Source organism: Amycolatopsis sp. WGS_07, from assembly GCF_045278895.1.
Taxonomy (GTDB): Bacteria; Actinomycetota; Actinomycetes; order Mycobacteriales; family Pseudonocardiaceae; genus Amycolatopsis.
The window spans coordinates 9,957,540-9,975,350 of sequence record NZ_CP136053.1; the positions used below are offsets into that span (position 1 = coordinate 9,957,540).

Consider the following 17,811-nt stretch of genomic DNA (forward strand, 5'->3'; position numbering starts at 1 on the left):
GGTCACGATGGCCGGATATCCACGCTGGCACACCGCGAGCGAGCAGGGTCCGCGCGAGCGCAATGCCGACGCGGTGAGCGCCTACGCGGCCGCCGGGGCGCGCGGCATCACCTTCGCGCTCGCCGACGGCGTCGGGGACGATCCCGGTGCCGGGCGGGCCGCACAGGTCGCCGCCGCGGCCGCCGCGCGCACCCCGGTCGAATCCGGCCCGGTGAAGGCGATTCTGGCCGCTCAGCAGGCCGTGCACCGGCTGGGCGGCACCGGGGACGCGGTGCTGGTGGTGGCGATGCCGTTCGCGGGCGGATACCGGATCGCGTGGGTCGGCGACGCGCGGGCGTACGCCTGGGACGGGTCGATGATCCACAAGCTCACGCGGGATCACACGATGGCGGAGTACTTCCGGTCGCGGCACCAGCCGTATTCGCCGCGGATGGAGCATCTGGTGACCACGAGCGTCCGCACCGCGAAACCGGAGGAGATCGGCACCGCGGAAACCGCGAGCGGCGGCCTCCTGCTCACCAGCGACGGCGTGCACAAGGTCCTCACGCCCGCCACCATCGACGAAATCCTCGCCGACCCGGCGCGCGGAGCCTCGGCGTTGGTCGCGACCGCTATCGCCTTGGGCGGCCAGGACAACGCGACGGCGCTGTTCGTGGAAGCCCCGGACGTGGCCAGCCTGGTCACGGAGAGGTTTCCCACGGCCGCCTGAGCACGGTCAGGCGTGAGCGCGTTTGAGGTTCCGGTACTCGCGATAGACGAGCACGATGATCACCGCGTCGAGCGCGGCGAAGAACGGCAGCGCGATCGAGTGCGTTTCGACGGCGCGGTAGATCTCGTACACGACGAACGCGGCGAGCACGACCATCGCGACCGGGTAGGCGCGCACCCACTTGCGCGCGAGCGCCCACACGAGCGCGAGTTTGAGCAGCCCGTGCGCCAGGAGGTACACCACGGCGAACGTCTTGGTGCCCCCTCCGGCGAAGTGCTCGGCGGCGGTGCTCAGATGCCGCGCGAGCGTGCCGGAGGGGTCACCAAGGAGGTCGCGGGTGATGACCGCGTGCGCGAACCCGGTGACGATCGTCGCGGGGACGAACGCCAGTACCAGCGCGCCGATCAGCTGGAGGGCCCCGTCGAGGCCCTTCAGCGTGATGGCGATCCGGAACAGCCGCTCGGTGGAACGGGTGGAATTCTCCTCGCTCATCGGTACAGGAAACCGGAAAACCCCGCAGGTCGCTGGGTTCGCGGCCGGATTTCGGCCCGGCGATCCGGTTTGCCCGCGCCGCGGTTCAGTTCTCCGATTCCCCCTCTCCGTCCGGCTTTCCCGGCCGCTCCCGGCCCATCAGGGTGCCGGCTTTGCTCTGGCAGCGCGCACAGCGTTCGTACCGCTTCGTGTGATCGTGCGGATCCCGCCCGTACATCGGAAAACACGCCGCCCCGCACAACCCGAGATACACCGGCCCGCACCGCAGCGGCCGCCGCCCAACCTGATGCGCCAGCCGCGGCGCGTTCTCCGGCGCGCCCGCCTGCGGCAGCCAGCCGTGCGCGGGCAGACTGGCCAGGACGGCCTCGTTCAGGTGATCCGCCCGCCGGACGAGCGCCCGCCCGAGGTCGAGCAGCCGCTCCCCGAGATCCCGCACCGCGTCGGGCCGGGCCGAGCGTTCGTCGAGCGCACGGCTCAGGAACGCGAAATCCAGCGCCAGCGTCGCCTGCAGGTCCCGGAGCCAACTCACCAGCTCGGGCCCGGTGAGTCCCACCGCCGAGCCGCGCTGGTCCGGGAGCCTGCTCCACCTGCCGGTCATGCGCCGGTCCCCGTCGGGGCGGGGCGTCGTGCGCAGCCGGGATGAACCGCGCCGCACGCCGAACTCCGGTGGGCCGGAAGCCTGTTCCACCCGCCGGTCATGCCCCGATCCCCGTCCAGACGGGGCGAACCGCACCGCACACCGAACCGCGGTAGTCCAGAAACCTGCTCCACCCGCCAGTCATGCCCCGACCTCCGTGCAGGCGGGCGGAATGAACCGCGCCGAACTCCGGATTGTCGTCGAGGTGGCTTCCGCCGCCGAACCTGGTGCGACCACTGTGGCGAGCTTCCCGCACGCTGCCGGGCGCGGAATCGGCACCAACCGTGGCTCGCGCGCGCAAGACCGTCACCCCCACGTCTCGCGCCCGTGCCGAACACCGAACATTTCACCTGGCATCGGCGCGAGCGGCCCGCGCCGTTTCCCTTCCGCCTGCTGTCCTCTGGACACCGGACTCCTCCCCTTGTGGTGCTTGGAGTCCTATTCGGGATGTCGCCGACACGTAACGCAAGCCCCCGGTCCGGGTGATCATCGGAGCCGGGATTTTCCTGCCGCCGCAAGCACTTACGGAGCACAGCGGAAGCCGGGCGCGGGCTACCGGCGGGTTAGGCGTCACCAGGTGGTGACACCCCCGCGGCACCCAGGGGACGGACGCCGCCGCGGCTGTCACGGGACCCGCGCTGCCCCAGCGATGCGAGGCACGGCGGCAGGACGGGCACCGCGAGGGGGAAGGCGGCGGGCGTCCGTCCGGGGCATCACCTCGCTTCCGGGAGTGCGGTCGCCGCCATGACCGCTGTCTCCAGGCGCATACGCAAGCCCTGAGCGAGGGTTGTCACACGACAGTGGTGCAGCGTGGCGGCAGGTCCACTGACGGCACCCAGGTCACGCCGCGGTGGTGCGGCTCGCCAGCACCCGCGCGGCCAGGCCGAGCAACGGCGTCCCGCCGCAATCGAGACTTGCTCACGCCACGGTGGTCCGGCTGATCAGAACGTCGAGGCCCGGGCCGGTCAAGTCGTCGGCCGCCGCGCGGCGGCCTGCCAGTGCCAGCAGCAGTGCCTCCGCCGGGCCGCGGACCTCGATTCCCTTCCCGGACGTCCAGTCCACGTCGGTCGCGACCGCGCGCAGGCCGGTCAGCCGGCGCGACACCCCGATGGGCGGCGCGCGTAGCGACAGTTCCAGCGCTCGGCGCAAGCGCACCGCCGGGATCGTTCGCGGCAGGCCCAGCGGGCGGCGGATGTCCTGCTGGTGGATCAGGCCGTCGAGGAATCCGACCATCCCGCCGAACGCGCCGAGCATCCGGCCCGGCTGCGGATTCCGCCGCATGACGCCGATCAAGGCCTCCGGCGGACGCACCCGGTACTCGGCGAGCCCGATTTCGTTGGACCGTTTCAGCGACAGCCCCGCGCGGACGAACCGCCGCGCCAGCTGGCGTCCGCTGAGTTCGTCGTAGCTCACCACGTGTGCGACGACCTCGCGCACGTTCCAGCCGGCACACAGCGTCGGCGCGTCCCATTGCTCCGGCGAGAGCGTCTCCAGGAAGTCCGCGAAGTCGGCGCGCTCCTCGCGAGCCAGCGACCGTACGTCCATGCCTTCCCCTGTCTCCGACGGACACTCACCGTAGCAGTCACTCCGCGGCGTTCGCCGGGTTGAACAGGACAGCGACCCCCAAAGAGGGCTTCCGGGCATCTTCACTCGATCGGGTTGAAGATGCCCGCATTGATAACGCGCGGAATAGTCCGGAAGATAGTGAATACCCGTTCCGGAAACACCAGGCGAGAGAGCTTCCCAGAGAAATTTCCGCCCCGGGTTAGCGCGATCGGCAGCACGCGTGCAAAGATGGCATTGCCGCAGGCAGGAGGGGAAAAATGGTGGAATATTCCGTGCCCCGGACGCCCGCCGCGGCCGCCGGAACCAGTTCCCCTCGGGGGCGGGCTGGGAACTGTGTTCCGGCACTTTTCCGGCGGACGAGAAAGGATCCACAATGACCAGTCCTGGCGCGAAAAATGCAGGCCAGGTGCGCCGCCGGACAGAGGAATCGGACAACGTCGGCGACGGACCGTATGCCGTCGCCGTGCGTCAACGCCCCGGCCGGGTGACCGTGACGTTTCACGAACCGGGCATGCCGCACCCAGCGCCGCCGGCCCCCGCGCCGCGGCCGAGCACCCGCCCGGCCTACCCGTCGTGGAAGACCGCGCGCACGTCGGCCGAACTGGCCGCGCAGCCGCCGGACGGCGGGACGCAGGCGTGGCAGCTGATCGTGCTGCTGCTGGTCCTGCTCGTCGGCGCGACCGCGATCGTCTTCGCGACCGCCGGAGTCCTGGCCGGCCTCGCGACCGCGGGCGGAGTCGCGCTCGTCCACGTCACCGGCGCCGTGCTGCGCAAGCGGCACACCGCGAACCGGGACGCCTGACCACCCTCGAAGCGGACGCCGGCGGCGGCTCACGGCCGCCCGCGTTCTGCGCTCCCGGTGCCCGGTCGGGCAGGGCCGGGCACCGGGAGACGAGGGCCGCACCCGCGGCATCGCCCGCAATCGCCGCCGTCCGGCATGACACGAGCTGGCGGGGTGGCCACGCGCGTGCCGAGCGGGACGGTGCCGTCAAACCCCGTGGCGCAGCATGGCTTCGGACCGACACGAGCCAGGCCGGACACACCCAGCCACGACACCACCATCCACGGCACAACGCGGTTCAGCCTGCCCAACGCACGCGCAAGACACAGGCGCGACCCACCGCAAGACCGGGCCGAGCAACACACCTGCGCCACCGCCGCAAGACCGCACCCGCCAGCACCACAACGCGAGCCAGGCTGATCGCCGCGCATGCTCGACGCCGCCGCACAGCCGCGCGCCGGACCGATCAACGTACGCGCGAGACACTCCCGAAACCCGCAGCCACAACGCAAGCCAGACCGATCGAGGAGCACGCAAGCCGTAGCCGCAGCCCGAAGGCCACCGCGCCGAAACGCGAGTCAGACCAATCGACGAGCACCCAAGCCGTCACCGCAGCCCGAAGACCACCGCGCCACAACGCGAGTCAGACCGATCGACAGGCACCCAGGCCGTCGCCGCAGCCCGCAGACCACCCGGCCACCACGTCAGAGACTCGCCGCCGCACCCAAACAGCACACCCCAAAGCCCGCCCCAACAGCTTACCTAATAAAACCCCAGCCAAAACTGATCAGACCCCACCACCCCACCCCCGCCAAACCACGAAAAAAGCATCCATCCATCCACAAGACAACGAATTCCACACAACCTCCTCGCATTGCACGTGCGAAAGCACCCCCCAATGCACGAGAAGTGTCCATTCAGGTGAAATCCCCCGGCACGGCGCCATTGATCCAGCACGCCACTACCCTCAGGAATATTCCGAACACCTTCCGTACTCTGCGGAATATTCCATGAGCCAACCGAAACGAGGGGTTGCAGTGGACGCCTACGACCCGCACGAGCACCAGCACGCGCACCAGCACCGGACTCCGGCGCACCGTTCGCCCGCGGCCGGTCCCGCGGCGCACTTCCCTGACCACGCCTGGCAAAAGCCCGCCGCCTGCGGGCCGAACTCCGGCAACTGCGTCGAGGTCAACCTGGCCGCGCGCGGGCTCGTCGGGGTGCGGGACAGCAAGATCGACAGCTCCCCGGTGCTCGTCTTCGACCGGGGCGAGTGGGCCGAGTTCGTCGCCGCCGTCCGGCGCGGGGAATTCGACGGCTGACCAGCCACGACAGTGGAATCAGCCGGGCGAAACCGCCGTCTGGCCCCCGGAACCTTACGAAAAAGGCGCCGACCCGGCGTATTGCCGGCCGGGTCGGCGCATTATCATCGGAGGTTCTCACAATCGGCCCCTTGACGAAATTACGGAGCCCCTGGTGACCTCGCCGATCCGGCAACCGCCGCCCTCCCTGCGGACTCAGCGTTCCCGGCTGGGCTCGCGGATCCTCAAGTGGCGCACCGAACGCGGGCTGACCCAGGTCGACCTCGCCGACGGGATCGGCTGCAAACAGCCCAAGATCCAGAAGATCGAGAGCGGCAAGGCCGGCACCCGGCCCGACGACCTCGAGCGGATCATCGAAACGCTGGGCATCCCGCCCGCCGAAGCCGACCAGCTGCGGGAACTCAACCGGGCCAACGATCCTTCCGCGCGCCGGGCCGAGCGCCGGATGATCACGCCGCAGTGGTTCCGCGAGGTCCTCGAACGGGAACAGGCCGCGGCGGAAATCCTGAGCTGGACCGGCAATCGCATTCCGGGGCTGCTCCAATCGGAGTACTACATGCTCGCGCAGTTCCAGGCGAGCCGCCAGGAACGGGTCACCGACCGGGTCGCCGAACGCAAGGCGCGGCAACGGCTCTTCGAGCGCGGACCCGGTCCGCGGGCGATTTTCATGCTGGAGTACAGCTGTATCGAGAAACTCGTCTACGGCAGCAAGGACAGCATCGTCACCGATCAGCTCGAGCACATGATCCGGATCGTCGAGACGCATCCCTTCGCCGAGGTCCGGATCCTCCCGCGCGACGCGGCCGCCTATCCGGACGAGGACTTCACCATCCTCCGCTTCGCCCAGCCCGACCTCCCCGATTTCGCTTACCAGGAAAGCAAGGTCAAGCTCATCACCGTGGCGCAGGGCCAGGACGAGTTCGCCTCCTACGAGGAGTCGTGGGAGGCCCAGCTGGCCGCGACGCTGTCGCGCGACCAGTCGCTGCAGTACCTGAAGGAATGGGCGAGCCGCTGCGCGCCGCCCGCCCGCTGACCGAAGACCCGACTGTCCCGACGAAAGGAACCGTGGCCGGTGGCCGACGAACCCTACCCGCCTCCCGGGGTCGATCTCGACCACCCGAGCGTCGCGCGAGTGTATGACTACTACCTCGGCGGCACCACGAACTGGACGATCGACCGGGAGTTCGCCGACGAGGTGATCCGCGAGTTCCCGCTGATCCGCCCGATCGCGAAGGCCAACCGGCTGTTCCTGCACCGCCTCGTGCGGCATCTGGTGAAACAGGGCGTGCGGCAGTTCGTCGACATCGGCTCCGGCGTGCCGACCATGGGCCACGCGCACCAGGTCGCCGACGAACTCGCGCCGGGCGAAAGCCACGTCTGCTACGTCGACTACGAACCGGTCGCCGTCGCGCATTCGGAAACCCTGCTCCGCGAGTCCGGCGACCTCGACCGGCACGCGGTGATCCACGCCGACATGCGCGATCCGCTGCGGCTGTGGGACCAGATCGCCGCCACCGGCGTGATCGACGTCGAGAAGCCGCTCGCGCTGCTGCTGATCGCGGTGCTGCACGTCCAGCAGCCGCCCGCCGAGGACAGCGGCAGCACCGACGACCTCGGCCCGGCGATCGTCGCCCAGTTCCGGGATCTCCTCGCGCCGGGCTCGGTGCTCGCCATCTCGCACATCACCGACCAGGGCGTTCCGTCCGATGTGGACGCCGGGCTGGTCGAGCTGAAGCAGATGTACGACCGGTCGAGCAGCCCGGTGATCTGGCGTTCGCGCGAGGAGATCCAGGCGCTGTTCGGCCCGTTCGAGATGCTGGAGCCGGGGCTCACCTGGACGCCGTCGTGGCATCCGGAGGAGTCCGGGGCCGGTGCGCCGCAGGTGGAATTCCTGACCCCGGCGCATTCGGTGATCCTTGCCGGGGCCGCGCGGAAACTGTAATTCGCTCGCCTCGCGCCGGCGCCGCTGCGACCATCGACGCATGCGCACGAGCACTGTGGCGGACCGGATCCGCGAGGCCACCGTCGTGCTCGGGGACCGGACGGACGACGGCCGCTACCCCGACCCGGCGGGATGGTGGCGTGCGCCCGAACTGCTGCGCGAGCTGGGACCGGCGCTCGCCGCGTTGTTCGCCGACGAGCGGCCGAATGTCGTGCTGGGGCCCGAATCGCGCGGGTCGCTGCTGGGCCCGCTGGTCGCGGTGGCACTGGGCGCGGGCTTCGTCGAGGTGCGCAAAAACCGTTACCCGGCGTGCGATTCGGACCGATGGCTGCAGCGCACCTCGCCGCCGGACTACCAGGATCGGCACCTCCGGCTTGGTTTCAGCCGCCGGCTGCTGCACGCGGGCGACCGCGCGCTGCTGGTGGACGACTGGATCGACACCGGCGGACAAGCCTTCGCCGCGCAAGGGCTGGTCGCCGACGCCGGAGCGACCTGGGTCGGCGTCGCGGTGATCGTGGACGGCCTGCGCCGCCACGAACCCCGCCGCCAGCTCCGTGTGCGGTCCCTCCTGCACGCCCGCGATTTCTGATCACCGGAACGCGTCGACGCTGCGGCTGGCCCACGACTCGAACGAGGTGGCGCTACGGCCAAGCACCTTCTCGACGTCGGGGCTGATCCTAAGCTCCTCCGGCGTAGGCTCGCCGAGGATGGCGAGCGTGCCGTCGGCGACCGGCTCCGGCATGAGCTGCAGCATCTGTTCCCGCGCCTGGTCACGGTCAAGCTCGACAAATTCCAGACGCTCGCCGAGAACGTTGCCGAGGATCTCGGCGCGCTGCCGCGGACTCGTTGCCTCCGGTCCGGTGAGGACGTACGTCTGGCCGCCGTGACCGTCTTCGGTCAGTGCGGCCTCGGCGACCGCAGCGATGTCGAGCGGGTCCACGGCAGGGAGCGCGACGTCGCCGAACGGCGAGAACACCTTGCGCTGCGCGCGAATCGACAGGATCCAGGCGAAGGCGTTGGTCGTGAACCCGCCCGGGCGGATGACTGTCCATTCCAGACCGGACGACCGCACCGTCTCTTCCAGCGCGGCGAGCGGCGCGTGTGAATCTTTATCAGGCCGAGTACCGACGGCCTGTGAAGATTGCACAACCACCCGCTCGACCCCGGCCTCGGCCGCGGCTTGGAGCACAGCTTCCCCGTTTACGTGCGCTCCCGCGCCGGAGACCAGCAGAAACAGTGCCTCCGCGCCTTTCAGCGCCGGGGCCAGGCTGTCCGCGTCGGCCAGATCCGCGACCATCGGGGTGATCCCGGGCCGCGACGGCATCGGCGAGGTCACGCCTCGGGAAACGGCGGTCACGGCATGGCCGGATTTCGCCAGGGACTCGGTGAGCAGGCGGCCGACGTTGCCCGTGGCACCAGTGACGACGATCAAGACTTGCTCCTCAGCTAGGGGTCGAAGGCGACACAGCGAGGCTAAAAGCCGTCGTACAGTAGGTTCCCCAGGGAAAGTATTGGAGCCGCATGACCGCCGCCCCGGAAACCGCGGCCGATCCGCTCGCCGCGTGCCGGATCAGCCCCGCCGTCGACCTGCTCTTCAGCCGATGGACGACGCCGATCCTGTGGACGCTGAACCAGTCCGGCCCGGTGCGCTTCGTCGAACTGGAACGGCGGCTCGGCGCGACCGCGAAGGTCCTGACGCAACGGCTCCGCCAGCTCGAGCGCGACGGGCTGGTGCGGCGGCGCTACTACGCGGAGGTGCCGCCGCGGGTCGAGTACGAGATCACCGAACTTGGGCGGAGCCTGTCGCCGGTTTTCGCGGCGCTGGCCACCTGGACTGATGAGCATCTGCCAGCTGTTGAGCAGGCGCGCGACTCTTACACGGGGCCGCTGCCGCGGTAGGGGGTCGTGAGTGGTCGTCCCGGTTCTAACCGGGATCGCCGCTCACGACGAGAACTGCTCCGTCCCCAGCACCCCCAGCAACTGGATCTTCTCGAACGCCTCACTCCTCGGCGGCGCGGTCAGCACCAGCAGCGCCTGCGATTGGTCCTCGGTGAACAGCACCTGGCAGTCCACCTCGATCTCCCCCAGCTGCGGATGCACGAGCACCTTGTGGTCCTCGAACCGTTTGGCCACCTGGTGTTCCTCCCACAACCGCGCGAACTCCGGGCTCTCCCGGGTCAACGCGCGCACCAGCTCCCCCGCTCGCGACCGCGGGCCCATCGACCCGTGCACCACGCGCAGGTTCGCCACCAACGCTCGGCTCTGCCGGTCGCGGTCGTGCTCGGGATAGACCAGCCGCTCGTCCGGGTCGGTGAACCACCGGTAGATCTCGCTGCGCGCCAGCCCGGTGTACTGCGAGCGGTCGCCGTACAAGGCCTCCGCGAACCGGTTCTGGACCAGCACCTCGCCGAGGTTCGACAGGATGAGCGCGGGCGTGTCGGACAGCCGGTCCAGCACTCGCAGCAGCGCGGGCGCCACGTGCGTCGCCGCGACGATCGGGGACGGTGCGGTGCGTCCGGCGAGATGAAACAGGTAGTCCCGCTCGTCGTCGGTCAGGCGCAGCGCGCGGGCGAGCGCGGCCAGCATCTGTTCGCTCGGCTGCGGTCCGCGTTGCTGCTCCAGCCGCGTGTAGTAGTCGGTGGACATCGCCGCCAGCGCCGCGACCTCCTCGCGTCGCAGCCCGGCCGCCCGTCGGCGCGCGCCCGCTGGCAGCCCGACGTCCTCCGGCCGCAGGCCCTCGCGGCGGGTACGCAGGAAGACGGCCAGTTCAGCTCGATCCATGGGTCCAGTATCCGGCGGGTCCGCCGCGCCAGCCAGGGATCGCCGATCCCCCGATATGCGGTCTCTGCCGCCGCCGCTTCGGACCGCCGAAACTCGGTGGCATGGACATCACCGGAAACACCGTCTTCATCCCCGGCTCGACCAGCGGGATCGGCCTCGCTCTCGCCCGTGAGCTGCAGGCGAAGGGCAACACCGTCATCGTCGGCGGGCGGCGCGCCGAACTGCTCGCCGAGATCGCCGCGGACAACCCCGGTCTCGACACCGTTCAGATCGACACCACCGACCCGGCCAGCATCGAGGCCGCCGCGAAAGAGGTGCTCGCGAAGCACCCTGACCTCAACGTCCTTGTCCCGATGGCGGGCATCATGCGCGTCGAGGATTGGCACCACCCGGAATCCTTTTTGGACAGTGCGGAGGCGACGGTGACGACCAACGTCCTCGGCCCGATCCGGCTCATCGCCGCGTTCGTCGAGCATCTGCGGAGCCGTCCGGACGCCACGATTCTCACCGTTTCCTCGGGCCTCGCCTTCGCGCCGCTGAAGGCCACGCCGAGCTACAACGCGTCCAAGGCCGCCATCCACATGCTCAGCGAATCGCTCCGGCTGCAGCTGGCCGACACCTCGGTGAAGGTCGTGGAGCTGGAGCCGCCGTCCGTGCGCACCGCGCTGCTGCCCGGCCAGGAGGAAAGCGAGTTCGCGATGCCGCTGGACGCCTTCGTCAGCGAGGTCATGGAGTTGCTCGAAACCCAGCCGGACGCCACCGAGATCCAGGTCGAGAACGTCAAGTTCCTCCGGCACGGCGAGGCCCGCGGCGACTACCACCAGGTGGTGGCGATGCTCAACGCCGCGGACCCGCACGGAAAATGAATCACAGATAGAGCACGGCGGTGAGCACCATGCCGCCGAGCGCGACGACCCAGGTGTAGGGCAGCGTCGAGGCCATCGCCCGTTCCGGGCGCACGCCGGAGTACTGCGCGGCCCACACCGTCTGGGTGCTGGTCGGGTCGGACACGCCGAACACCTGGTTGTACGACGCCATCAGCCCGACCACGGCGGGCAGCGGGTAGATGCCGCCGGTCACCAGCACGCCCGCGACGCCCGCGCCGAGGCCGAACACGTTGAGCGGCCCGCGGAACAGGCACAGCGGCACGAGAAGCACGAACACCACCACGAACCAGACCGCGCCGGACGGGCTGATCGCCGCCACGATCGGGGTCAGCGCGTTCTTGGCGCCAGGAAGTTTCACCGCGGCGAGCAGCATGCCGATCGCGGCGAACAGCGCGATCGGCGGGGCGGCCACGTCGAACGCCTTGTACAGCGAACGCAGCGCGCGGCCGTTCAACTCGCCCCATTTCGTGGTGGTGACCAGCCCGTACAGCACGCCGGCCAGCAACGACGGGACGATCGGCACCGCGAAGCCGAGCGCCAGCACGATCGGCAGCAACGGCGTGAGCAGCGCGTACCAGGGCGCGTCGCCGCGTCGGACGCGCGCCTTGGGCCGGTCGAGCTTCACCGCCCACGCGTGCCGCGCGCCGCGGCGGGTCTGGACGAGGACGTAGGCGATGCCGACTACCAGCGCCATCGGGAAGAGCTTGATCATGATGGACTTGACGTCGGCGACCGGCGCGCCGAGCGCGTCGGAGAGGAATTGCCACACCGGAAGTTCCAGTGGCGAGCCCGCGGAAATGCCCATCAGGACCGTGCCGCCCGCGGCCACCGGACGCACGCCGACCGCGATCATCGCCGGAATGCCGACGACTCCGGCGAGCATCGCGGCGGGGGCCGAACCGGTGATGCTGCCGCACAGGATCGACACCGCGAACACGCCGAGCGCCACCACCGACGGCCGTTCCCCGCCGAACTCGACGATCTTGCGCACCAGCGTTCCGGCGATGCCGGTTTCGTCCATCAGCGTGCCGAGCCACGAGCCCAGCAGCACGGCGATCATCGTGGACGCCAGCGCCGCAGCCCCGGTTTGCAGGACGCCGGTGAGGATGCTGTTCTTGCCCTCGGCCAGCGGCGCGCCGGCGAGCAGCGAGATGCCGATCGCGAGGAACACCAGCGCGAACGCCGTCGGCAGCACGCGGGTGAGCATCAGCACCACACCGACCGCCATCAGGACCAGAATCGCGATACCCATGGTCAGTTCCCTCCCGCGAGTGCGGCGGTGAGCAGCAGCGGGCTGACGCCCAGTCCGCTGCGGTGGTGGGCGAAACGGTGCGCGGCGATCTCTTCCGCTCCCGCGACGTGCCCGCGCATGCGGAACGGGCCGAGCCGGAGCGCGGTGTGGCCGAGCCGGCGGTTCAGCTCGCGGACGTCGAGGCGGCGGTGCGCCAGTTCGTGGGCGATGGCAGCCGTTCTCAACGCTTCGCGGGAGACTTGAAATCCGTTCTCAGCGGCGAGTTTCTCGAGGCGGGTCAGGGAGTCCGTGTAGACCGTGACGGTGTCGCCGTGGTGTTCGGCGACCAGGATTTCGTCGCGGCGGATTCCGCCCTCGCGCTCCACGACCTGCACGTCTTCGTTGGCTGCGGAGTCGGTTCCGGCGGCCAGTTCGTCGCCGTAGGCAAGGGCGATCGCGGCCCATGCGCGGAGTTGTCCGTCGCTGCGGTTCTCGTGGGTGGGCGTCGCGCGCAGCAGGTCGACGGCCAGGTCCAGGTCGGTGCTCACCTGCGGTCCTCCAGGATCAGCACGACCGGTTCGTCCGCCGCGCGGGTCTTGACCTCGGCTCCGGCCAGTGCGACTAGCTGGTCTCGGTCGAGCACGCCGGACAGGTCCGCGATCTTCGGCCCGACCAGCAGCCACACCGCCGGGGCCTGGGAACCGCCGTCGCCGTAGCGGGTGTGCTGGTCGGCCAGAGTCGCCAGTCGCGCTTGCGCCGAGCCAGCGTCAGTGTGTTCCACGACCGAGCCGGTACTGTGTAAACGGATCACACCCTCGCCGTCGACCACGCGTACCTGGTTAACAGGCTTGGTGAACCGGCCGAGAAAACCCGTGCGCCGCGCTTTCGCGCCGAACACTCGGTGCTGCGCCGTGCCGTCCAGCTCCCGCACTTCGCCGGGCTGGACCCCGATGCTGCGCGCGACCTCGGTCCGGACCGCTGCATCGTCCACAGTGGAGGATCGGTCCTTAGTGCGCAGTTCGGTGGCCCCAGTGGCGATCGCGCTGATGAGATTGCGCTGTGGGTCCACGGTCACGTCCACTTCGACGCCCGCCGGATCCGCGCCTTGAGCCACGACAGCGGATTCCGCCTCAGTGCGCACGGCGAGAATGTCCGCATTGGACGGACTCGGCACAATCCGCTCGACCGACTCCCGCACCAGCGCGAGCGCCGCACCGAGTGGGCTGATCACTTCGGCGTGCGCGGCGAGCCGCCAGTCGTGTGAAGATTTCACACCGAGGAACGGCGTGACTGCGGCCGCTCCACCACCGCCGCCGACCAGCGTCGGCCGCGCCAGCCGGTACTCGGCGACCAGGCCGTCCACGACCGCGCGGACCGGCTTGACCGCCTGCTCCAGCACGGCTTGCGCGGCCTCGTCGACCGTGACTCCCATCGCCGTGGCCAGCGGTTCCACGGCCAACCGTGCCGCTTCACGCTCGGCGTGCGCGTACGCGTCCTCTGGGACCACGCCGAGCGCGTTGGCCGCGCAGGTGAGCGTCAGCGCGCAGCGCCGACCGCCGGTTAGCTCCAGCGCGACGTAATCAGCCGGGTCGTCCGGCCTCGGCGACACCGTGACCAGCTTCGCGCCCGCCAACGCAGCAGTGGGCTCGAAACACGCGTACGGCAGCCCCGCGATGTGCGCGCTGCGCGGACCGACCTCGGTGACCGCGCGCCCGGAGAACCGGATCAGCGAACCGCCGCCAATGCCGACCGTACGCACGTCGAGCGCCGGCATGTACGTCTCGTGCCCACCGAGATGTGCGTGCCGCACCTGGACACGACCGCGCCGGATGACGCTGACGTCCGTCGAAGTTCCGCCGGTCTCCAGGAAAATGCCCTCGCTGAGCTTCTCCCCCATCAACGCGCCCGCGACGCCCGCCGCCGGCCCGGACAACGCCGTCAGCAAGGGCCGCCGCCGCATTTCCGGCAACGACATCACCCCGCCGTCGCCGCGCACGACCATCAGCGGTGCGGTGATCCCCGCGCGCTGCACGCTGGCCTCGACCAAGTCCGCCGTGGACACCATCCTCGGCATGATCCCGGCGTTCAGCACCGCTGTCCGGGCCCGTTTGGTCAGCCCGTACAGGCCGGTGATCTCGTGCGTCGCCGTCGCGAGGACTTCGCGTTCCCTCGCCGCGGCCGTCACCGCCCGCTCGCCGCCGGGATCGTCCACACTGAACGGTTCGACGGCGACGATCACCTCCGCACCCTGTTTGACCAGGTCGTCGACGGCGTCCCCGGCCGCCGCGAGGTCGGCGACCGGCGCGAACCGCACCGGCATCCGTCGTCCGGGAGCCAGTTCCATCTTGCCGAGCGAGGTGAGCCGCCGAGTGGCGAATGCGTCGAAGCCGGTGCCGACGCCCGCGATGCCCACCGTCGCGACGTCGCCTTCCAGCAACGCATTCGTGGCCTGAGTGGTGCCGTGCGCGAGAAACGACACGTCCTCCGCGCCGACCTCCGCCTGCAGTTTCTCCAGGGCTTCGAGAATGCCGTGCGCGACGCCGTCTTCGTGGTCGTGGCTGGTCGGCACCTTCACTTGGCCGAGCAGTTCGAACGTCCGCGCGTCGACTGCCACGGCGTCGGTGAACGTGCCGCCGACGTCGATTCCAACGCGTACCGGGCCGGGATGGAACGCCATTGTCCGCACCTCCTGAGGGAAATCGTGATCAGTAGCCGCGGACTTCGGGCCAGCGCCGTTCCACTCCGGCGCGGTCCAGCACGCGGGCGAAATCGTCGAACCGGTCCTCGCGGATTTGGTGCGGCTGCAGTCCTTCGCGCAGCGCGAACCCGGCAAGGTGGCCAGCGACCTCGCCGACGTTCCATTCCACCGGATGCAACCGATGGCAGCCATTGGTGATATGCGTGGTGCCGATGTTTTTGCCCGCTGGCAACAGGTTCCGCATTCGCCGCGGCAGCAGCGCGCCCAGCGGCAGTTCGAATGGAACGCTCGGCACGTCGATGTAGCTGTCCCCGGCGGTCGACGGGTGCAGGTCGATCCGGTAACTGCCGATGCCGACCGAATCCTCGCGCCGTTTACGTCCCGTCGGGCCGAGGATGTCGAGCGATACGTCCTGCTCGATGATTGTGGTGACCGCCTGAATCCGCCTCGCTTCGCGCACGTACGCGGATTTCGCCAATCCGTCGTCGGTGCCGACGACATCCGGGCGCAGCTTCAGTCCGGGGAAACCCGTGCCGCCGTCGAGCCGGGGTGCCTCGGTCTGCAGCCAGTACAACACAGATAGCGAAAGCTGTTTGGCCTCATAGTGTGCGCGGGCGACGTCCTCGGCGGTGGTGACGCCGTCGATCTCCAGTGCGGGCCGCAGCCAGTAATCGTTGAGCGGCCAGTTGACCAAGGTGATGTCGGAATCGAACGCGCCCGGCTGGTGCAGTTTACGGGCCAGAATTCGGCGGAAGCCCCACAGTTCTTTATCCCCGGCGTCGGCGCTTTGATCGGCGCTCACCGCCAGCGGGTCCGCGTCCGGGTTCGGGTCGAAGGTACGCGGCACCGGCTCCAGCGACCGCGGGTCCGGGGCAAGAAAGCCGAGCAGCGGGCCGGGCCAAAATTCCGGCTGGTATTCGCGCCAGACGCCGTATAGCTCCGGCCGGTCGATCGTGTGGTCTTCGCCGGCGTGATGAGACAGTGCGAAACAGTACGTGATGCCTTGGAGATTGGCCGGGTTGGCTTGCTCCGGTGCGTGCGGTTCGCCGTACTCGGACTGCGCTTCGGCACCGACCGCGAATTCGGTTCCGGTCAAGGGCAACAGATCGCCGTTTTCAGTGGCGTCCAATGTGTACTCGGCGCGAACCGTCGTTCGGCCCCCGTCAGGACCCTCGAAGGTGACAGCCTCAACCCGATCGCCGGTAACGTCCGCCGCGACTGGCCGGTGTCGCAAAAGGACAGTCAACCGGCCGGACGAACGATGCGGGGCCAGCATTGCTTCGAGCACCGCGAGCGCGACGCGCGGCTCGTGGCACAGCTTGCTGACCCGGCCCGCCCCTGGATTCAGGTTGGCGAGCGCGGCCGCTTCGGCGCGCAACGGGTAGTGGCGCCGGTAATAGTCGCGCACACCCTCGCGGAACTGGCGATACGTCGCGGTGCCGCCGAACTGTTCGATCCACGGGTTTTCGTCCGGAGGCACCGCTTGTGCGGTGAACTGGCCGCCGAGCCAGTCGGTCTCCTCGGTCAGCACGACGCGGTGTCCTGCCGACGCGGCGGCCAGCGCGGCGGCGACGCCGCCCACCCCGCCGCCCGCGACGAGGATCTCCGTGCCGAGTTCAGCCATGCTCTGTCCTCATCGATCGTGGTGCGCCGACGTCCTCGCCGGCCACCGGTGGGCACCACAGCAGCTGCTGCCGCGTGGTCGTCTTTTCGGTGACGAGGTCCACGAGCAGGCGCACCGCACGACGGCCCATCTCCCGCATCGGGACCTCGAATCCGCTCGTCCCCGCCGGTCCGCCCAGCACGGCGAGCGAAAGATCGTCCGGAGTGGACAGACCGGCCTCGTCGATCGCCGCCCGCACCGCACGATGCGCGGCCCCGGTGTCGGTTCCTTCCACGACCACCGCGGTGACGCCGTCGTCAAGCCATTCCCGGATCGGGACCGGCTTTCCGTTTAGCCGGACGATCTTCGTTTCCGGAGCCGCACGCAGCACGCCGAGCTGACGGTCCTCAGAGGACGGTGCTTCGTCCGCCTCCCGGACGTAACGGATTTCGCGGTGTCCGAGGCCGATCAATCGCTCCATCACCTGCGTGGAGGCGGTGACGTAATCCGCGCCGATGTACGGGATCCGCCCGTCCAGTTCCGGCCGGCGTCCGATGTAGACCAATGGGAAGCCGGACGCCATCAGCCGCGAAACTGGTCCCTCCGGCACGTGCCTGCCGAAAAACAGGCAGCCATCGGCCATCCGCGTGCGGCGGATCGCCTCCTCCTGCCGCGCGTGCGGCCCGCTCGTGCCGGTGAACAGGATCAGATCCTGGCCCAGCGCCGCGGCTTCCTCCTCGACGCCGGAAAGAATCGGGTGGTACGAATCGGCCTCGTCGGTCGGGAACGCCGTGCGGAAGGTGTACAGGCCAAGCAGATTCGTCCGCGACGACGCGAGCCGGGTCGCCGCCGGATTCGGCACGTACCCCAGCTCCTCGGCCACCCGCAGCACCCGGTTGCGCGTCGCCTCGGCCATCCGCACCGTCCGGTTGCCCGCCAGCACGACCGAAACCGTCGCCTGCGACACCCCGGCGATGCGGGCGATGTCGGCTTGGCGCGGCAGGCGGTTGTGGCCGGGCACGGGGACCTCCAGTGGGCTAATGCGGATTAGCCGAGGATCTGCGCCACCCCGCGACCCGTCAAGGCTTCCGGGTCATTTCTGTCCGGTTTGACCTTCGCAAGGGACTAATACGTATTAGCACCTTGACAGCGGCTCGGGGGT

19 protein-coding genes are annotated in these 17,811 nt (G+C 69.6%); 8 read left to right on the forward strand and 11 right to left on the reverse strand.

All coding sequences use genetic code 11. The features are described 5' to 3' along the window. Positions 1-7 precede the first annotated feature (7 nt). Entirely contained in the window at positions 8-709 is a 702-nt protein-coding gene (locus RPX00_RS46635; RefSeq protein WP_406635735.1) for a PP2C family protein-serine/threonine phosphatase, read from the forward strand. A gap of 6 nt (positions 710-715) precedes the next feature. Here RPX00_RS46635 and RPX00_RS46640 read toward each other — a convergent pair whose 3' ends face one another. The 4 genes from RPX00_RS46640 to RPX00_RS46655 all read right to left on the reverse strand — a co-directional run bounded on the left by RPX00_RS46640 (position 716) and on the right by RPX00_RS46655 (position 3,622). Further along, a complete protein-coding gene (locus tag RPX00_RS46640; protein ID WP_406635737.1) occupies positions 716-1,201 on the reverse strand; it encodes a DUF2127 domain-containing protein in 486 nt (161 codons plus the stop codon). Positions 1,202-1,286: 85 nt separating this feature from the next. Then, a complete protein-coding gene (locus RPX00_RS46645) occupies positions 1,287-1,799 on the reverse strand; it encodes a hypothetical protein (protein WP_406635739.1) in 513 nt (170 codons plus the stop codon). A 957-nt stretch (positions 1,800-2,756) separates the two neighbouring features. Further along, entirely contained in the window at positions 2,757-3,383 is a 627-nt protein-coding gene (locus RPX00_RS46650; RefSeq protein WP_406635741.1) for a maleylpyruvate isomerase family mycothiol-dependent enzyme, read from the reverse strand. 101 nt (positions 3,384-3,484) lie between these two features. Next, entirely contained in the window at positions 3,485-3,622 is a 138-nt protein-coding gene (locus RPX00_RS46655) for a hypothetical protein (RefSeq protein WP_406635743.1), read from the reverse strand. A 155-nt stretch (positions 3,623-3,777) separates the two neighbouring features. Here RPX00_RS46655 and RPX00_RS46660 point away from each other — a divergent pair, with 155 nt between their 5' ends. The 5 genes from RPX00_RS46660 to RPX00_RS46680 all read left to right on the forward strand — a co-directional run bounded on the left by RPX00_RS46660 (position 3,778) and on the right by RPX00_RS46680 (position 8,038). Continuing rightward, positions 3,778-4,206, forward strand: coding sequence for a hypothetical protein (locus RPX00_RS46660; protein ID WP_406635745.1), 429 nt, complete (start codon positions 3,778-3,780; stop codon positions 4,204-4,206). A 989-nt stretch (positions 4,207-5,195) separates the two neighbouring features. Further along, positions 5,196-5,507, forward strand: coding sequence for a DUF397 domain-containing protein (locus RPX00_RS46665; RefSeq protein WP_406635746.1), 312 nt, complete (start codon positions 5,196-5,198; stop codon positions 5,505-5,507). Positions 5,508-5,661: 154 nt separating this feature from the next. Continuing rightward, complete coding sequence (locus RPX00_RS46670; RefSeq protein WP_406635748.1) at positions 5,662-6,540, forward strand: helix-turn-helix domain-containing protein; 879 nt, start codon at positions 5,662-5,664, stop codon at positions 6,538-6,540. 39 nt (positions 6,541-6,579) lie between these two features. Beyond that, on the forward strand, positions 6,580-7,449 hold the full coding sequence (locus tag RPX00_RS46675; protein ID WP_406635750.1) for an SAM-dependent methyltransferase: 870 nt from the start codon (positions 6,580-6,582) through the stop codon (positions 7,447-7,449). A 40-nt stretch (positions 7,450-7,489) separates the two neighbouring features. After that, the gene (locus tag RPX00_RS46680) at positions 7,490-8,038 is read left to right on the forward strand and encodes a phosphoribosyltransferase family protein (RefSeq protein WP_406635752.1); all 549 of its coding nucleotides are present in this window, start codon (positions 7,490-7,492) and stop codon (positions 8,036-8,038) included. Here the strand turns inward: RPX00_RS46680 and RPX00_RS46685 are convergent, their stop codons facing one another. Then, on the reverse strand, positions 8,039-8,881 hold the full coding sequence (locus RPX00_RS46685) for an NAD(P)H-binding protein (RefSeq protein WP_406635754.1): 843 nt from the start codon (positions 8,879-8,881) through the stop codon (positions 8,039-8,041). Between the two features lie 89 nt (positions 8,882-8,970). Between RPX00_RS46685 and RPX00_RS46690 the strand changes: the two genes are divergently transcribed. Further along, positions 8,971-9,348: a winged helix-turn-helix transcriptional regulator gene (locus RPX00_RS46690; RefSeq protein WP_406635756.1), complete on the forward strand. Its 378-nt coding sequence runs from the start codon at positions 8,971-8,973 to the stop codon at positions 9,346-9,348. Positions 9,349-9,390: 42 nt separating this feature from the next. Here RPX00_RS46690 and RPX00_RS46695 read toward each other — a convergent pair whose 3' ends face one another. Next, the gene (locus RPX00_RS46695) at positions 9,391-10,230 is read right to left on the reverse strand and encodes a helix-turn-helix domain-containing protein (protein WP_406635758.1); all 840 of its coding nucleotides are present in this window, start codon (positions 10,228-10,230) and stop codon (positions 9,391-9,393) included. A 101-nt stretch (positions 10,231-10,331) separates the two neighbouring features. Between RPX00_RS46695 and RPX00_RS46700 the strand changes: the two genes are divergently transcribed. Continuing rightward, positions 10,332-11,096, forward strand: coding sequence for an SDR family oxidoreductase (locus tag RPX00_RS46700; RefSeq protein WP_406635760.1), 765 nt, complete (start codon positions 10,332-10,334; stop codon positions 11,094-11,096). A gap of 1 nt (position 11,097) precedes the next feature. Here the strand turns inward: RPX00_RS46700 and RPX00_RS46705 are convergent, their stop codons facing one another. From RPX00_RS46705 to RPX00_RS46725, 5 genes are read right to left on the reverse strand one after another with little or no spacing between them, the layout of a single operon-like run. Next, positions 11,098-12,369: a transporter gene (locus RPX00_RS46705; RefSeq protein ID WP_406635762.1), complete on the reverse strand. Its 1,272-nt coding sequence runs from the start codon at positions 12,367-12,369 to the stop codon at positions 11,098-11,100. A 2-nt stretch (positions 12,370-12,371) separates the two neighbouring features. After that, positions 12,372-12,896 (reverse strand): hypothetical protein, encoded by a 525-nt coding sequence (locus tag RPX00_RS46710; RefSeq protein WP_406635763.1) that lies wholly within the window; start codon positions 12,894-12,896, stop codon positions 12,372-12,374. Then, positions 12,893-15,025, reverse strand: a complete 2,133-nt coding sequence (locus tag RPX00_RS46715) for a hydantoinase/oxoprolinase family protein (protein ID WP_406635765.1) — start codon at positions 15,023-15,025, stop codon at positions 12,893-12,895. The genes RPX00_RS46710 and RPX00_RS46715 overlap by 4 nt, the downstream gene beginning before the upstream one ends. 28 nt (positions 15,026-15,053) lie before the next feature. Next, complete coding sequence (locus tag RPX00_RS46720) at positions 15,054-16,670, reverse strand: FAD-dependent oxidoreductase (RefSeq protein ID WP_406635767.1); 1,617 nt, start codon at positions 16,668-16,670, stop codon at positions 15,054-15,056. Further along, positions 16,663-17,670 carry a LacI family DNA-binding transcriptional regulator gene (locus tag RPX00_RS46725; RefSeq protein ID WP_406635769.1) on the reverse strand — a complete coding sequence of 336 codons (1,008 nt, stop codon included), beginning with the start codon at positions 17,668-17,670 and terminating at the stop codon, positions 16,663-16,665. Before RPX00_RS46725 ends, RPX00_RS46720 begins: the two co-directional genes overlap by 8 nt. Between the last annotated feature and the right edge of the window lie 141 nt (positions 17,671-17,811).

What these genes read in the sequence shown, in the direction of transcription:
- RPX00_RS46700 (WP_406635760.1), top strand. Translation starts at nt 10,332, where the DNA reads ATGGACATCACCGGAAACACCGTCTTCATCCCCGGCTCGACCAGCGGG.
- RPX00_RS46665 (WP_406635746.1), top strand. Translation starts at nt 5,196, where the DNA reads ATGAGCCAACCGAAACGAGGGGTTGCAGTGGACGCCTACGACCCGCAC.
- RPX00_RS46705 (WP_406635762.1), bottom strand. Translation starts at nt 12,369, where the DNA reads ATGGGTATCGCGATTCTGGTCCTGATGGCGGTCGGTGTGGTGCTGATG.
- RPX00_RS46695 (WP_406635758.1), bottom strand. Translation starts at nt 10,230, where the DNA reads ATGGATCGAGCTGAACTGGCCGTCTTCCTGCGTACCCGCCGCGAGGGC.
- RPX00_RS46635 (WP_406635735.1), top strand. Translation starts at nt 8, where the DNA reads ATGGCCGGATATCCACGCTGGCACACCGCGAGCGAGCAGGGTCCGCGC.
- RPX00_RS46715 (WP_406635765.1), bottom strand. Translation starts at nt 15,025, where the DNA reads ATGGCGTTCCATCCCGGCCCGGTACGCGTTGGAATCGACGTCGGCGGC.
- RPX00_RS46660 (WP_406635745.1), top strand. Translation starts at nt 3,778, where the DNA reads ATGACCAGTCCTGGCGCGAAAAATGCAGGCCAGGTGCGCCGCCGGACA.
- RPX00_RS46690 (WP_406635756.1), top strand. Translation starts at nt 8,971, where the DNA reads ATGACCGCCGCCCCGGAAACCGCGGCCGATCCGCTCGCCGCGTGCCGG.
- RPX00_RS46645 (WP_406635739.1), bottom strand. Translation starts at nt 1,799, where the DNA reads ATGACCGGCAGGTGGAGCAGGCTCCCGGACCAGCGCGGCTCGGCGGTG.
- RPX00_RS46680 (WP_406635752.1), top strand. Translation starts at nt 7,490, where the DNA reads ATGCGCACGAGCACTGTGGCGGACCGGATCCGCGAGGCCACCGTCGTG.
- RPX00_RS46640 (WP_406635737.1), bottom strand. Translation starts at nt 1,201, where the DNA reads ATGAGCGAGGAGAATTCCACCCGTTCCACCGAGCGGCTGTTCCGGATC.
- RPX00_RS46720 (WP_406635767.1), bottom strand. Translation starts at nt 16,670, where the DNA reads ATGGCTGAACTCGGCACGGAGATCCTCGTCGCGGGCGGCGGGGTGGGC.
- RPX00_RS46650 (WP_406635741.1), bottom strand. Translation starts at nt 3,383, where the DNA reads ATGGACGTACGGTCGCTGGCTCGCGAGGAGCGCGCCGACTTCGCGGAC.